Here is a 15,301-nt window from a genome sequence, read left to right as displayed (position 1 = left end):
ATGACAACACCATCAGCAACGGATCTGCTCGAGCAGACGGCATTTCTTTCTCCAGTTTGGGCGCGCTACAGCGATATTCTGGTCGAGCGCGGTGAAGGGGTTTATCTATACGATGTCGAAGGGCGGCGGTATCTCGATTTCACCTGCGGCATCGGCGTGACGAATACCGGTCACTGTCATCCGCGCGTGGTGGCGGCTATCCGTGAGCAGGCTGGCTTGCTGCTGCATGGTCAGGCGAATATTGTCTATCATCGTCCGATGCTCGAACTGGTTGCTGAATTGCGCACCATTGCGCCACTTGAACTCGACAGTTTCTTTTTCAGCAACAGTGGCGCCGAGGCGGTTGAGGGCGCGATCAAACTGGCGCGCCAGGCGACCGGTCGGAGTGATGTGATCGCTTTCGAGGGCGGGTTCCACGGTCGCACGGCGGGCGCGCTCGCGCTCACGAGCAGCAAGGGCAAGTACCGCCACGCCGTCGCGCCGTTGCCGGCAGGCGTTCACTTTGCGCCATATGCGGCCTGTTTCCATTGCGCTGTCGCGCGCGCCGCCGGCGCCGATCCGTCGTTCATCTCCGGCGCGGCGCCCGACGATGCCGGGTGCTGTGGCAATCCGCTGCGGCAGATTGAGCATATCCTCCACACGCAGACGACACCCGAGGACGTTGCGGCGGTACTGGTCGAGCCGGTGCTTGGCGAGGGCGGCTATATTGTTCCGCCAGCATCGTTTTTGCAAGGGTTGCGCCGGCTCTGTGATCGGTATGGCATTCTGCTGATCGTTGATGAAGTGCAGAGTGGCTTTGGCCGCACCGGTCGCTTCTTTGCGATTGAACATTTTGGCGTCATACCCGATATTATGACGGTCGCTAAGGGTATTGCATCGGGATTGCCACTTTCTGGTATCATTGCACGGCGCGTCATTATGGAACGCTGGCAACCAGGGTCCCATGGCGGCACCTATGGTGGCAACGCTGTCGCCTGTGCTGCGGCGGTCGCAACAATTCGAGCGATGCGTGAGGAGCGCATGGTCGAAAACGCAGCGCGCCAGGGAGCGCTGCTCAAGGCGGAATTGTTGCGTCTCAAGGCACAGGTTCCGTCGATTGGCGATGTGCGCGGATTGGGATTGATGATTGGCGTTGAACTGAGAACGGCGGAGGGTATGCCCGATGCTGCGCTGGCGAAACGTGTCGTCGCCGAATGCCGCACGCGCGGATTGCTCCTGCTGACCTGCGGACCATACGACAACGTGATTCGCTTCATTCCGCCGTTGGTTGTCGAAGAAGATCAGATTCGTGACGCTGTGCGCATCTTCGAGGATGCACTGGCGTCTTAGCAAGGCGCGGAGCGCGCTCCGTGATGACCTGTCGTTATGCCACATCGTGCGCCGTATCGGGTTGCGTTACAGGCGCTGCAATCCGACCGACTTCGCCGCGATTACGCGGATCTTGCCGCTGAGCCACAGTATCGGCTGGTTGGCGAGTTCTTCTTTACCGAGCTATACGGTCCGCGCGACTTTAGTGCGCGGGATACGCAGGCGCGCCGGCTGCATCTGCTTGTCCAGAGTTTTCCGGGGGTGGTGATCCGCGATGTTGAACAGGTGCTCGAACTGCTCGACCTGACGAACCGCCTGGACGATGAGGTGGTCGAGCAGTTGATTGCGCTGGGTGCGCCGCTCGACTTCGATATGGCGATGTACGAACGCGCCTATCGTCTCGCCGATAATTACGCCGACCGGGTGCGCCAGATCGAGTTGGTGCGCCAGTCGCTCTATAATGTCGCGCGCCTGACGCGCAACCCGCTCATGGGGATTGCGCTGGATCGCACGAAAGGGCTGGCGGATATGCTCGGCATGAGCGATATCCATCGATTTCTGCGCGTTGGGTATAAATCGGTGTTGCCGGTGCGCGATATGCCGCGCTTTATCGAGACCATCGCCGTGCGCGAGATGAACCGTCTCGACCGGATCTATGCCGATCAGTTGCAGCAGAAGAAAGGAGCGCCGTCATCCGCGTAGCAGACGGATGTCGGCTTCGACCATCATCTCCACCAGTTGCTCAAACGACACTTCCGGCTTCCATCCCAGTTGTTCATAGGCGCGGGAAGGGTCGCCGACCAGCAGATCGACTTCGGCTGGTCGGAAGAAGCGTTCATCCACAACAACATGCTTTTGGTAGTCCAGCCCGGCATAGCCAAACGCGAGTTCGCAGAACCGGCGCACCGAATGTGTCTGCCCGGTGGCAACAACGTAGTCGCCAGGCTGATCCTGCTGGAGCATGAGCCACATGGCGCGCACGTAATCGCCGGCGAATCCCCAGTCGCGCTGCGCGTCGAGGTTGCCCAGGCGTAGTTCGGTGTCGAGTCCGAGGGCAATGCGCGCAACGCCATGGGAGATTTTACGTGTCACGAACTCCAGCCCACGGCGCGGCGATTCGTGGTTGAAGAGGATGCCGCTGCTCGCGTGCATGCCGTAACTTTCGCGGTAATTGACGGTGATCCAGTGCCCGTAGACCTTGGCGACCCCGTAGGGTGAACGCGGGTAGAAGGGGGTGGTTTCGCGCTGCGGCACTTCGACAACCTTGCCGAACATTTCGGACGAACTGGCCTGGTAGAATCGAATCTCCGGATCAACGATACGAATGGCATCGAGCAGGCGTGTCACGCCAAGCGCCGTCACCTCGCCGGTAAAAACGGGTTGCGAAAACGAGGTCTGGACGAAACTCTGTGCCGCCAGGTTGTAGACCTCGGCGGGACGGTGCTCGCGGAGCATATGGATGAGCGAGACTTCATCGAGCAGGTCGCCAGGGGTGAGGGTGATACGATCCTGAATGTGGCGGATGCGCTCGAAATTGACGGTGCTGGAACGTCGGATCATCCCGATGACCTCGTACCCCTGGTCGAGCAGAAACTCTGCCAGGTACGAGCCGTCCTGCCCGGTGATGCCGGTAATGAGAGCACGCTTGCGCGCCATGAAACATCCTCGCGTGGTCTGCTGCCACTATCATTCGTTATCTTCGGATAATCTAAGCGGTTATGATACCACAGAAGCCAGCGTGTCTCGTAGCAATAGGGTGATGCGCATCTATCCGCAGCGCGTTGCGCCCCTACGCCACGCGAGCGCCCAGGGGAGGCGCCCCGACACCGCGCGGGTTCCCAGGGGGGACGCCCCGACACCGCGCGGGTTCCCAGGGGGGACGCCCCGACACCGCGCGGGTTCCCAGGGGAGGCATCCCCATGCCTGCGCGCCGCTAACCTCGCGCCTCTTGCCTCATACATCAATCACGCCGCAGATCGAGCCAGGCGCACTCTTCTGGCGTCAGGCGTACCGTGAGCGCCTCTGCGTTGGCGGCAAACTCTTCCGGCGTGCGGCACCCAACCAGGGCATAGATGTCGAGCGGCTGACTCATCACGTATGCCAGTGCGATCTGTGGGATGCTCAGCCCCTTCTCCTCCGCCAGTTGCTGCGCGCGCTCCAGGCGACGAAAGTTTTCTTCGCCAGCGTAGGAATAGACTGCCAGTTTATCCAGATAATCCTCGAATGTATCGAGATTGTCACGTCGCAGCCGCCCCGAAAAGAAGCCGCCCGCCAGGCTCGACCAGGTAAAGAGCGGCATGCGCTGCTCGGCGTACCAGGCGCGCGCCTCTTCATTCTGCGGACCGCTAATGCTGATGCACCCCTCCCACGGTTCGCGGTACTGCTCTGCCAGGCTGAAGTTCGGACTGCTAGCGACGAATGGCGTCAATCCGTGCGCTGCGGCATACTCGTTGGCTTCGGCGATTCGCCGGTGGCTCCAGTTTGATCCGCCAAATGCGCGGATGCGACCGGCAGCACGGTGTTCGTTCAGCACCTCGACAATCGGACCAACGGGAACCGATGGATCATCGCGGTGGAGCAGATACAGATCGATGTAATCGAACTTGAAACGCGCCAGTGAGTCGAACAGGTCGGCTGTAATATCAAAGGGGGTGACTCGCTTGCGGTCGGCGTTGTGGTGAGCGCCTTTGCCAATAATCACCACCTGATCGCGGATGCCGCGTTCGTTCACCCAACGCCCCATGGCACGCTCGTTGTCTCCCTGCCCGTACACATGCGCCGTGTCGAACGTTGTGCACCCCATGGCAAAAATCGCATCGAGCAGGCGAAAACTGCCTTCCAGATCGCGTGTCGAGATCATCACCGATCCCTGGACCAGGCGCGAGACCGGTTTGTCGATGCCGGGGATCTTGCCGTACTGCATGGTTGTGCTCCTCATTCCATTGGATAGGTCAGACCCCACTGCGCTCGAATGGCGTCCAGCGTGCGCATAATGCCAAGGGTCTCGTCGAGCGGCATGACCGGGCTTTCGGTCATACCGGCGCGCAGGCAGCGCATGGCTTCTATCGCTTCATACTGGTAGCCATTCCCGCTGTAGGGCGCTTCGATCACCTCATCAGCACGTCCGCCTCGGATCAGCGTGAGGGTCCTGGCGCGCCACCACTGGGGATGGACGCGGATCATGCCGTCCGTTCCCATAATCGTCGTTTCATGCGGCGTCTCAGTACGGATGGCGCTCCAGAGCATCGCCATTCGCCCACTGCTGTAGCCGAGGATCATGGCCGCCTCCTCGTCGACGCCGGTTGCGCCGAGGTGCGCCAGGGTCGCAATCCGTTCCGGTTCGCCGCCGAAGATCATTGAGGTCAGCGATACCGGATAGACCCCCACATCGAGGAGACTGCCTCCACCGAGCGCCGGGTCGAACAGTCGACTGCGCGGATCGACACTGCTGCGGAACCCAAAATCGGAGGCGATCATGCGCACCTCGCCAATCGCGTTGGCTGCCAGCAATTCGCGCAACCGCGCGATTGCCGGGAGGAAGCGCGTCCACATGGCTTCCATCAGAAACATGCCGCGCTCGCGGGCAACGGCGATGACCTCAGCCGCCTGACGCGCATTGATTGTGAATGGCTTCTCGCACAACACCGCCTTCCCGTAGTGCAAGCAGAGCAGGCAATTCTCAGCGTGCAGCGCATGCGGCGTTGCAATGTACACGATATCCACTTCAGGATCGGCGGCAAGTTCCTCATACGACGCATAGCGGCGCGGTACGTTGAAACGGTCGCCAAATGCAGCGGCAGCATCGGCGCTGCGCGACCCCACCGCCACCAGGCGCGCGTCGTCGAGCGACTGCAACGCTTCGGCGAAAACTCCAGCGATGCGTCCGGTGCTGAGAATACCCCAGCGAATGGGCGAGCCAGTCATAAGGATGTCCTTTGTGCTCAGATGCTATGGCGGAAGAACCGGATGATCGAACCAGACGCGCACATCGCGCCCCTCAATCGTGGCAACAATCGTGATGCGCCAGTCTCCTTCCATCGAATAAATCGTGCGAACGCCATATTTGCCCGGACCAAGCCGGTCGGCGATTGGCTGGTGCACGCCCATTTCCATTTGCGGCATGGTAAAGTCGAAATAGACCAGATCCGCCTCGACCGGTTGATCGGCGGCGTTGGTAATTGTTGCGGTGAACGCATAGTTGCGCAACGCCACCGGTTGCGCCGGACGTTCGAGGGCAATCGTCAGTCCATCGACTGCCCGCTCCTCGACAATAGTCGGTGTTGCGCCGCATGCGCCGATGCTGATACCTGCAACCACGAGCAATATTATGTGGAATGGCGCTCGCCATCGAACAGAATGCTTGAACACGCTCCCTATACCCTCAATAATCACACACAGGCGCAAAGGTTCTGTGCCAATAACATCAATTACCTGTGACCATCCGGCATTGTCCCCCCAAGCAGAGCGAGAGGTCTTGTGCGACCCGCTCAGATTCCTCGCTGAGTTTACCCTGAGCGAAGCGAAGGGCTCGGAATGACACGCATGCGGCATCTTCAATCGTCATTGGTATAACACCCTGACAAGGGCAGACACAGGGTCCTGCCCCTGCCAATGCGGCGATTGTAGCGGTAGGGGCGCCTCCTTGTGGGCGCACGCATCGGGCGGCGCCCATCGCACCGTGCCGGGCGGGGCAGGCACAGGGTCCTGCCACCTACATTCCATTTTTGAATTCTCGGTTCTCAGTTCCCGGTTCTCAGTTCTCAGTCCGCTGCTGCATCTCCGCCATTGTCATCGGGGGCGTCTCACCTGGCGGGTAGCGCAGCGAAACCAGAAACCCGATCAGAATATGCTGGATGTTGATCAACAGAAACAGCGCCGACAGGCTCAACGCAATCTCGGCTGGATGCCCGTGGCGTTGCAGCATGGCGATCAAGACGGCATCGCGCACGCCGACGCCGGCAAAACTGATCGGCAGCGCCTGGAGAATGGCGATCAGCCCTGTGGCTGCCAGAATTTCGAGCGCCGGAATATCGCCCAACCGCAGCGCCAGGTACATCAGATAAATGCGCACAAATGTCGAGGTTGCCGAACCGATGGTGCTGAGCAGCAACAACAGCAGCGGAGTGAAGCGCAGGCTCAGCGGCGCAAACTGGTCGCGCAGGCGTTCGAGCGCTGCGCGCAGTTTCCCGCGCAGCAACGGCAGCGCCAGCCCCAGCGCCCATTCCCGCGGCGCGCGCGCCATCAGCCCCGGTGTGGCAATCAATAGCGCCGCTGCAAAGCCGATAGTCGCCAACTGCACGATACCGCGCGTTTCAGCAGGAAACACATCGATGAACGCCGCCAGACTCAGCACCGCCATCACAGCCCAGATCACAAAATCGAATAGACGGTCGAGCAGAATGCTCAGCAGACCGGGACCCAGCGGCACTCCGCGTTCGCGCAGATACCAGGCTTTGATAAAATCACCCGACTGACCGGGTGTAATGCCGCCAGCGTACAGCCCAATCGCATACAGCGCCGCCAGATAATGCAGCGAAGGCGGCGTGTACCCCTGCTCACACACAATGATCCTCCAGCGCCAGGCCTTCACCCACACAAACACCGGCATCAGCGCCAGCGAGAGCAGGGCAGGCGCGAGATCGACGCCGACAAGCGCGGCGCCAAGGGCATTCAGGTCGCTCCGCCAGAGAAAAAACAGGAGCAGCGCAGGACCAATCAGACGCAGCAGCCAGCGGAGAAGAGGTTTCACAGATCGCGCCGTTGAAAACGAAGCCCGGCAATCTGCTCGGCTAGCAAGCCGAACATAAACACGACAATTGCGCCGACGAACAGTCCGACGGAAGAGTTCGGCACCCGGAAACGCCCGACATCGGTAATGAAATAACTGATCGCAAACGACAGCAGGCTCAACAAGAACATTGCCAGCGCCACCGGAAAGTAGACGCGCAAAGGCGCAAACATCGAGACCATGCGCAGCATGATGAGAATGTTGCGCACACCGTTCTTGAACAACTTCTGGGTGCTGCGCCCGCCCTGGCGCTTGTTCATCGCCACCGGCTCGAAGCGGATATGATAGCCCGCTTTTGCGAATGCCATTGCGCTGGTCATGGGCCAGCCAAAGGTATTTGGCAGCAGATGCAGAAACTCGAGCATCACCTCACGCCGAAACGCCCGGAACCCGGAGGTCAGGTCTTTCATCGGGAAGCCGGAGAGGTACGTCCCCAGGGCATTCAGCACACTATTGCCGAACCAGCGCAGCAAGTTCTCGTGGCTGTCGCGATCCGGTCGCGTTGCGATCACCATGTCGTATCGATTGAGATAGCGCAACAGGCGCGGAATGTCGGCGGGGTTGTGCTGCCCATCGGCATCGAGCACAATCACGACATCGCCGCTAGCCGCGCGGACTCCGGTGCGCACGCCGGCGCCATTCCCCACATTGTGCGGACGACTGATGACCCGCGCACCGGCGGCGGCAGCCTGCTCCGCCGTATCATCCGTCGATGCATCGTCCACGACGATAATTTCGGCATCGGGAACCTGCGCGCGCACCGCGCGCACCACGCCTCCTACCCGTGGTCCTTCGTTGAATGCCGGAATGACCACGCTGATGCTGAAAGCCCAGCGGTGCAGAACATCAGAGTCCGCATCAGTATCGGAAATAAGGAGCGTTTCAGCAGTCATGGCTGTTCCAGGGTTCGAAGATTGCAGCGTGCAGATTGCAGCGAAGCAATGTCTGCTCTGTTGCACCTGTCGATTGAGCGATACGCATCCCTCGATCTCAAACGCTTGACGTCGTTGTGTCTTCGCGCCAAGTGTTTCGATCCATCCATGATCTTCCCACCCACTCATCGCTGCGTTTCCTGTTCGACGAATGCCAGCAGATCGTTGTAGCCACGCAACACCGGAAAGTGCGGAAAATCAGCGACGATATTCTGCGGCGGTTCGAACAAGGCGCCGGCATCAGCAGCGGCAAGCATCCCCACATCGTTGTACGAGTCGCCGACTGCCAGCACCCGGAAGCGGAGTTCGCGCAGCGCGCGCACGGCAGCCGTCTTGCTATCCGGCAGACGCAGGCGGTAGTTGGAGATCATCCCCTGCTCATCGACCTCGAGTGAATGGCAAAAGAGCGTGGGCCAGCCGAGTTTTGCCATCAATGGCACGGCAAACTCATAGTACGTGTCGGACAGAATGATCACTTGCACCCGCTCCCGCAGCCGCGCCAGCGCCTCGACCGCGCCGGGCAACGGGTCGATTGCGCCAATGACGCGCTGAATGTCTGCCAGGGTCAGGCGGTGCTCACGCAGCAACGCCAACCGTCCACGCATCAGTTCGTCGTAATCGGGAATATCGCGCGTCGTCAGCCGTAGCCGCTCGATGCCGGCACGCTCGGCGACTGCAATCCAGATCTCGGGAACCAGCACCCCCTCCAGGTCGGTGGCAAGGATCGTTGGTTGCGTCATAACCCCTCGTGATGATTGCGACACGCAGAATTGTACCATGACCTGTGTGTTCTGGTGTTGGGGGCGTCGCGTTTCGGTAGAGCGGCTCCGCAGAATCCATCATAGCCGCAGATCCCTGGAGAGATCACCAAATGCTGTGCGATCTGGACTTCTGCGCACAAAATGTCGCGCTGGCTCAAGGCAATCTTTCTCATAGAGCGAACAACCGAAACCTGGACCATCAGGGATGGTGAGCCGCGGACGTTAGATTCGACGGGCTCAGCCAACGTCCGCCGCAAGACGGTCAACACGGGCAAGTAGCAGGCAACATCTGGTTGATCGCTCTATCAGGCTAACTTTGATCGCCGTTTCCCAGATGCTGGCGATGCAGAGAAACACATCATCAGCGGAGTCCTCGATAAGATTGCAGGCGCGAAGGCTGAGAGCCGGGCGGTCGTCGATGAACCAAATTCACGCACTGCATCGTATTCTTCCTCAGGCGTTTATCTTCTCTGTGGCAGGTAGTATGGCAATGCTGAGACCACTGACCATAGCACAGGACACTCAGCCAGCCGCCGTCTCAAACACAACCCGCAGCGGTCCCGAGGCAGCGGCGGTCTTTCTGTCAACTCACACCAATGACGATTGAAGATGCCGCATGCTTGTCATTCCGAGCGCAGCAAGGAATCTGCGCGGGTCGCGCACGACCCCTCGCGCTGCTCGGGGTGACCATGCCGGATGGTCACCGGTCAAATGGCAGATATTCCTCTGGCAGCGCGTCCAGCTCTGCCAGGACTCGATCGCGATAAGGGAGTGGAACCGTGGTCATTGCTGCCTCCTGTGCGTGTATTAGGATAACTATACCACACGCAGAGTCGCTTGCATCAACCTCCCCACCCCCTACCGCCGCACCTGTACGCGCGCCAGGCGCAGGCTCAGCGCGCGCGCATCGTCGCTCGCCGGGTCGCGCAACGCGGGAACGAAGGTCGGTGCGCGCAGTGCGATCACGAGCCGCTGTTCCTTCACGCTCCCCGTCGGCGCCAGCAGGTGGTAGCGACGCCACTGACCACGCACGACCCCCACGCGCTGCTCCGGTCCATTTCCGATGCGCACGGTCAGCGGCGTGGTCGTAGCCGCTTCGCCGCCGGTCATCGACAGGATGACGACCGCATCATTGTCGAGCGGTTCTGCGAACGGCAGAACGATCATGCCCTGCCCTTCGAGCCAGCGAAAACCTCCGGCAACGCCGTTCTCGGCGGGCGAAAATCCGGTGAGGTATCCCATATCGAGACCATTTCCCACAGACAGGATCGCTACCGGCGGCGGATGCAGCCATGTCAGCGCCCAGCGTTGAATATCTTCGCCGGCAATGGTTTCGATATACGTCAGAAGATTCGCCGCCTGCGCCGTCTTGCCGGTGTCGCGCAGCAGTGCGCCAAACACCAGTTCGGCATGGCGCGAACTGTTGCGCCGGATCAGCGCCAGCGCCTCGTCGTAGCGCTGTTGCGCCGCCAGCGCCAGCGCCAGATGCACCTGCGCATCGACAAAACGCGGCTGTGCGGCGAGTGCGGCGCGGAATGCCTGTTCCGCCGCAGGATAATCGTGAGCCTGATACGCCGACAGACCGGCAATCATGGCGCGCTCGCGCGCGACGCCGCTGCTGATGATCGCCGGGTAGTCACGGTAGGTCAACAGCAACCCAAAGAACGTCGCCACGATTGCCGCCTGAAGCGCCAGGCGCGGCGTCGCGCGCGCCCCGTTCCAGCGCGCGGTCGCCATTCCCGCACCGTACAGCGCGATCATCACCCACAGCGGCAGCAGGTAGCGCGGTTCGACATGGAAGATGAGCACGGTCAGCAACGAGTAGCCGATCCACGCCAGGAAAAACAGCCGGAAATGAACTCCTTCGCGCGCCTGTCCCGCAAGCCCGGCGAGTCCTGCGGTAGTGAACGTCAGCCAGATCAGATCGCCTGCCAGACCGAGTGGCGCCGTTTCGCGCAGCGGTCGGGTGAAGAAACTCTGCTTGACAAAGTAATCCTCAATGAATTGCGCCTTCCAGATATGACGGAAGGTATCCCACATCGGGCGGAACGGGCGCAGCGGATCGGCAGCCAGGATCTCACGCGCGCGTTCGAGGGCGTAGATGTGGCGCTCCGACTGCGGCATACGCCGCAGGGTTTCGATGTGTTCATTCCGCCGCGCCACATCGTCGAGATCGAGCCAGAGATTGATCTGCCCCAGCGTATCGACCGGAATCAGATGACCATACATGAGGTAGTTGCGCATGGTCCATGGTGCGACAATTGCCAGACATGCCGCGATGACGACAATCGCCGGCGCGATCGCTGCTTTCACCGCTTCCCAACGCGACGCCATATCAGGTTGGGCGACTGTCAGCGCGCGTACCGCCAGCCACCCGACAACGAACATACCTGCGTACAACGCCGGTGAGCGTGTCAACGCCGCTGCGCCAAGCGCCACACCCGCCAGCGCCAGGTCGCGCAATCGCCCTTCCTGGTCGTAGCGCACCAGCAGCCAGAGATGGAGCACAAACAGGAACAGGTAGAGGTGCTCGCTGAACAGCACGGTTGTCTGCTCGACCAGTGGATGCCAGAGCGCCAAGAACCCGGCGAACAACAGACCGGCGCGCGCGCTGCCGAACAAACGCCGCGCCAGATCGTACCCGATCAGCGGCATCAGCGCCGCCAGCGCCGTCTGCGCCAGTTGCACGAACAGCACTCCTTGCTGAGGAATGCCCAGGATCAGCGCCAGTCGCAGCCAGAGCGCAAAAAAGAACACATGCAGCGGCGGGCGAATGAGCCAGGCGTCATCGACATACGCGCCGGTTACGGCAAACCGCAGCGCCCGCCGGTAGTAGTCGCCATCATCGGCATTGGAGTAGCGCGGATCGAGCGGGCTGACGCTGATAAACCAGAGACGCAACACGACTCCCGCTAGCGCCAACAGCGCCAGCAGCGCGCAGGTCGTTGCAAGCGGGGAGGCGCGCGCCTCAGACACGGTGGACGACATCCAGACGTGCAGATTGAAACGTTGAGCCTGAGGTTGCGTTCCGCTCACTGCTGAACCTGCACCAGTGCGTATCTTCCGAATACTGCAATCAGCGTGCCATCAGGACGCGGTCCCGACTCGCTACTGTGCAACAGGTAGCGCGTCTCCTGATCCGGCGGCACAATGCGATGCGCAATCGCGGAGTACTTTCCGACCGGATCGCCAGGCGCAAGTATGGCGCGCAGCGGCTCGCCAGAAGGCACGGTCTGCTGTACGAGACGTATCGCCACAACCTCGTCGGCGGGCTGGCGGTCGAGCACTTCGCGCGCGCCGAGCGCGAATCCCTGCCAGAGGAGCAGAAGGAACACCAGAACGCCAATGATCCAGAGCCGCGCCGGATGCCATGCCCATCGCGTCGCCAGTGCGCCAATCGCCAGCGCCAGCGTCCATGCTGCTGCCAGAGCATAGATCGGCGCCAGCGGCAGATAGAAGCGTTGTAATGGCAGGCCGACGGCGAGCACGGCAGTGTATAGCGCAACCCACACGAGCAACAGCGCCGCAAATGGCGGGGTGGCAGGAGTGTGATTGTGAGTAGACAGCAAATGCGCTCCATGCAACCGTCGCCTGCGGCGGCAACTCCGTCGTTGCCCACGATTGTCATCGCCCTTCGTGAACCTGCGGACGGACGTCCATCTGCGCAGGCTGGGGCGTCTGACTGGGCGGACACCTTTCCGGCGCGAGATGAGGCGTCCGTCCGGGTGCGTTGCTGCACGAATGTGATCGTCTGGCACTTCCTGTGCGCTTCCGCCGTCGGCTCGAAAGCCTGGACTCCTGCGCCGCAGCCCGATCAGCGCCAGCCAACCCACGAGACCGACCACTGCCAGCCAGTTCGCCGGGAATGCCAGTAACCGCAGTTGCGACGCCTGCCCTGCATCGCCGGCCGACTCCGCGCCGGCGCCGATGAATGCGCGCAGGTTCGACCACCACGCACTCGCAACACGCGCCGGGTCTTCAAGTATGACATCGGCGAGCGACACGTCGTTGCTGACCTCGTTCCAGCGTCCCCAATCGCTATCGCCGTACACGGCAAGCCAGATGTTCTTTGCCTGCTGATTGTAGAATGGATTGCCCGTATCGCGCACATTGACGATCACCTGTGGCGCAATTGCCACACAAAAGGCAAGAGCGAAGGCGGAAACGTTGAATGTTGAACGTTGAGCGTTGAACGTTGAACGTTGAACGTTTGCTTCTTGCTGCGTCTCCCTTGCCTCACGCCCCTCAGGCCCCCCGCCTCGCCACAAATGCGAGATAAATCTCGCGCTACGCCATTGTCGGGCGCCTCGCGCCTCGCGCGCCTCTTGCCCCGCGCCTCGCGCCTCGCGCGCCTCTTGCCCCGCGCCTCGCGCCTCGCGCGCCTCTTGCCCCGCGCCTCGCGCCTCGCGCGCCTCTTGCCCCGCGCCTCGCGCCTCGCGCGCCTCTTGCCCCGCGCCTCGCGCCTCGCGCGCCTCTTGCCCCGCGCCTCGCGCCTCGCGCGCCTCTTGCCCCGCGCCTCGCGCCTCGCGCGCCTCTTGCCCCGCGCCTCGCGCCTCGCGCGCCTCTTGCCCCGCGCCTCGCGCCTCGCGCGCCTCTTGCCCCGCGCCTCGCGCCTCGCGCGCCTCTTGCCCCGCGCCTCGCGCCTCGCGCGCCTCTTGCCCCGCGCCTCGCGCCTCGCGCGCCTCTTGCCCCGCGCCTCGCGCCTCGCGCGCCTCTTGCCCCGCGCCTCGCGCCTCGCGCGCCTCTTGCCCCGCGCCTCGCCACAAATGCGAGATAAATCTCGCGCTACGCCATTGTCGGGCGCCTCGCACCTCGCGCGCCTCTTGCCCCGCGCCTCGCGCCTCGCGCGCCTCACACCCCGCGCCTCGCCACAAATGCGAGATAAATCTCGCGCTACGCCATTGTCGGGCGCCTTGCGCCTCGCGCGCCTCGCGCCTCGCGCCTCGCCACAAATGCGAGATAAATCTCGCGCTACGCCATTGTCGGGTGCCTCGCGCCTCGCGCGCCTCACGCCCCTCGCGCCTCGCGCCCCGCGCCTCGCGCCTCATCCACACAACCAGCACTCCGAATGGGAACAACAGGATTCCCGGGTGCCGCACCAGGAACGCGCAGCCCGCCGCGACGCCAGCCAGGATGAGCAGCCAGGCGGTTTTCCGCTCCGTCCACCGTGCCAGCAGCGCCAGGGTCAGCGCGCAGAACGCCGCGAACGGCATATCGCTGCCGATGTACAGCGCGTACTGCACCACAAATGGGTTCAGTGCCAGCATCGTCAGCACCGCCAGCGCTGGTCCGCGCCCCAGCGTGCAGCGCGCCAGGACCCAGGAAGCGCCAAGGAAGACAGCGCCGGCACAGGCGGCAATCAGGCGCGCCGCCAGAAAGACATTCCCCTCGGTCAACGGCGCAACGCACCAGAGCATGAGCGGATATCCCAGATGGTAGAACCCATCGGCGCGGAAGATGAGCGCCAGATCGATGGCGCGCGTAGCGAAGACACGGAAATCTTTTTCGACTCCTGGAACCGACAACGTCACGTGATCCTGCGCCGCCAGCAGAATCGCCGTCGTCCATACCACGATGCCGCCTGCTGCCAGAACATCCGGCAGTGTGGGCCGGCGTGCCGCAAGCGCCGGACCGTACCGCACCGCCATCGTTGCGCCAAGCAGAGCACATACACCGGGAAGCAAGCCGCGCAAGGGGTAGGGGTACGCGGGCTGAAGCCGGTACAACAGCAGGTACGCAAGACCGATCAACAGCATTCCGGCAACCCACGCGCGCAGCGGCGTCAAGCAGCGTAGCCAGGGCGCGCGTCTGCCCCACTGCGTATCTGCCAGCGCCAGCGCCAGGAGCGCCCCCGCAAGCGCCCCCCATGCCAGTTGTGCCGGATACGGTTGCAACGGCGGTCGCGCAGTGCGATACTCCGCTGCATCGACGAGCACCCCTGCCGGTCGCGGGTCGCCGGCGCTGATCGGCGCCGTGTCCACGCGCAGCGTGATCAGCATATCTTCTGGTTTCAACGAGGATTGCTGCACCGCCAGCCGGATCTCCTGCCACTCGCCGGTGGTGACGCCGGTATACGCCTCGCGCCCATCGATCAGGATCGCAACATTCGGCGGCGAACCATCAGCACGCCAACCACGCAGCCGCAGCGTCACCTCAGCGGGAAGACCAGCCTGCGGAAACAGCAGAAACGACTCGGCGCGCGTCCAGCGCGCACTTCCATCCGACTCGTTCAGATAGGCGCGCGCCTGCGGCAAATCGAGGCGCTCCGGGTCGTAGAAACCGCGCACATACCCGGCGTCGAACCGTCCCACGTCCACACGGTGCGCAACCGGTATCTGGCACAGCAGGGTTACCAGCAACATGCCCGCCAGGGCTGCCGCAATCGCGTGGATCGCCAGCCGCAGCGCGGGTGACATTCGCGCGCCCGCTTCACTGCTCACTATCGCTTCCAGATACCGATGCATACGTGGCGGGAGTGTACCATATTTTCGTCATTGTCGGCAATGAAAGGG

The 15,301-nt window shown here is 62.3% G+C and carries 11 protein-coding genes; 2 read left to right on the top strand and 9 right to left on the bottom strand.

Features of this window, described 5'->3' with window-relative positions:
- On the top strand, nucleotides 1-1,329 hold the full coding sequence (locus RCAS_RS16605) for an aspartate aminotransferase family protein (RefSeq protein WP_012121697.1): 1,329 nt from the start codon (nucleotides 1-3) through the stop codon (nucleotides 1,327-1,329).
- A 36-nt stretch (nucleotides 1,330-1,365) separates the two neighbouring features.
- A complete protein-coding gene (locus RCAS_RS16600) occupies nucleotides 1,366-2,010 on the top strand; it encodes an FFLEELY motif protein (RefSeq protein WP_012121696.1) in 645 nt (214 codons plus the stop codon).
- Here RCAS_RS16600 and gmd read toward each other — a convergent pair.
- The 9 genes from gmd to RCAS_RS16555 form a co-directional block, all read right to left on the bottom strand.
- Nucleotides 1,999-2,964, bottom strand: a complete 966-nt coding sequence (gene gmd, locus RCAS_RS16595; RefSeq protein ID WP_012121695.1) for a GDP-mannose 4,6-dehydratase — start codon at nucleotides 2,962-2,964, stop codon at nucleotides 1,999-2,001. The genes RCAS_RS16600 and gmd overlap by 12 nt on opposite strands.
- Nucleotides 2,965-3,268: 304 nt before the next feature.
- Entirely contained in the window at nucleotides 3,269-4,231 is a 963-nt protein-coding gene (locus tag RCAS_RS16590) for an aldo/keto reductase (RefSeq protein ID WP_012121694.1), read from the bottom strand.
- Nucleotides 4,232-4,242: 11 nt separating this feature from the next.
- A complete protein-coding gene (locus tag RCAS_RS16585; protein ID WP_012121693.1) occupies nucleotides 4,243-5,232 on the bottom strand; it encodes a Gfo/Idh/MocA family protein in 990 nt (329 codons plus the stop codon).
- Between the two features lie 24 nt (nucleotides 5,233-5,256).
- A complete protein-coding gene (locus RCAS_RS16580; protein WP_232280044.1) occupies nucleotides 5,257-5,625 on the bottom strand; it encodes a FixH family protein in 369 nt (122 codons plus the stop codon).
- Nucleotides 5,626-6,061: 436 nt separating this feature from the next.
- Nucleotides 6,062-7,057, bottom strand: coding sequence for a lysylphosphatidylglycerol synthase transmembrane domain-containing protein (locus RCAS_RS16575; RefSeq protein WP_012121691.1), 996 nt, complete (start codon nucleotides 7,055-7,057; stop codon nucleotides 6,062-6,064).
- Nucleotides 7,054-7,989, bottom strand: coding sequence for a glycosyltransferase family 2 protein (locus RCAS_RS16570; protein WP_012121690.1), 936 nt, complete (start codon nucleotides 7,987-7,989; stop codon nucleotides 7,054-7,056). Before RCAS_RS16570 ends, RCAS_RS16575 begins: the two co-directional genes overlap by 4 nt.
- Nucleotides 7,990-8,153: 164 nt before the next feature.
- A complete protein-coding gene (gene thrH, locus RCAS_RS16565) occupies nucleotides 8,154-8,768 on the bottom strand; it encodes a bifunctional phosphoserine phosphatase/homoserine phosphotransferase ThrH (protein ID WP_012121689.1) in 615 nt (204 codons plus the stop codon).
- A gap of 879 nt (nucleotides 8,769-9,647) precedes the next feature.
- A complete protein-coding gene (locus RCAS_RS16560) occupies nucleotides 9,648-11,825 on the bottom strand; it encodes a tetratricopeptide repeat protein (RefSeq protein WP_041330957.1) in 2,178 nt (725 codons plus the stop codon).
- Nucleotides 11,822-15,253: an ArnT family glycosyltransferase gene (locus tag RCAS_RS16555; RefSeq protein ID WP_012121687.1), complete on the bottom strand. Its 3,432-nt coding sequence runs from the start codon at nucleotides 15,251-15,253 to the stop codon at nucleotides 11,822-11,824. Before RCAS_RS16555 ends, RCAS_RS16560 begins: the two co-directional genes overlap by 4 nt.
- Nucleotides 15,254-15,301 lie beyond the last annotated feature (48 nt).

The sequence above is a fragment of the Roseiflexus castenholzii DSM 13941 genome (assembly GCF_000017805.1).
Taxonomy (GTDB): Bacteria; Chloroflexota; Chloroflexia; order Chloroflexales; family Roseiflexaceae; genus Roseiflexus; species Roseiflexus castenholzii.
This window is presented reverse-complemented; position numbering and strand designations above follow the sequence as displayed.

What these genes read in the sequence shown, in the direction of transcription:
- RCAS_RS16590 (WP_012121694.1), bottom strand. Translation starts at nt 4,231, where the DNA reads ATGCAGTACGGCAAGATCCCCGGCATCGACAAACCGGTCTCGCGCCTG.
- RCAS_RS16605 (WP_012121697.1), top strand. Translation starts at nt 1, where the DNA reads ATGACAACACCATCAGCAACGGATCTGCTCGAGCAGACGGCATTTCTT.
- RCAS_RS16570 (WP_012121690.1), bottom strand. Translation starts at nt 7,989, where the DNA reads ATGACTGCTGAAACGCTCCTTATTTCCGATACTGATGCGGACTCTGAT.
- RCAS_RS16555 (WP_012121687.1), bottom strand. Translation starts at nt 15,253, where the DNA reads ATGCATCGGTATCTGGAAGCGATAGTGAGCAGTGAAGCGGGCGCGCGA.
- thrH (WP_012121689.1), bottom strand. Translation starts at nt 8,768, where the DNA reads ATGACGCAACCAACGATCCTTGCCACCGACCTGGAGGGGGTGCTGGTT.
- RCAS_RS16600 (WP_012121696.1), top strand. Translation starts at nt 1,366, where the DNA reads ATGCCACATCGTGCGCCGTATCGGGTTGCGTTACAGGCGCTGCAATCC.
- gmd (WP_012121695.1), bottom strand. Translation starts at nt 2,964, where the DNA reads ATGGCGCGCAAGCGTGCTCTCATTACCGGCATCACCGGGCAGGACGGC.
- RCAS_RS16585 (WP_012121693.1), bottom strand. Translation starts at nt 5,232, where the DNA reads ATGACTGGCTCGCCCATTCGCTGGGGTATTCTCAGCACCGGACGCATC.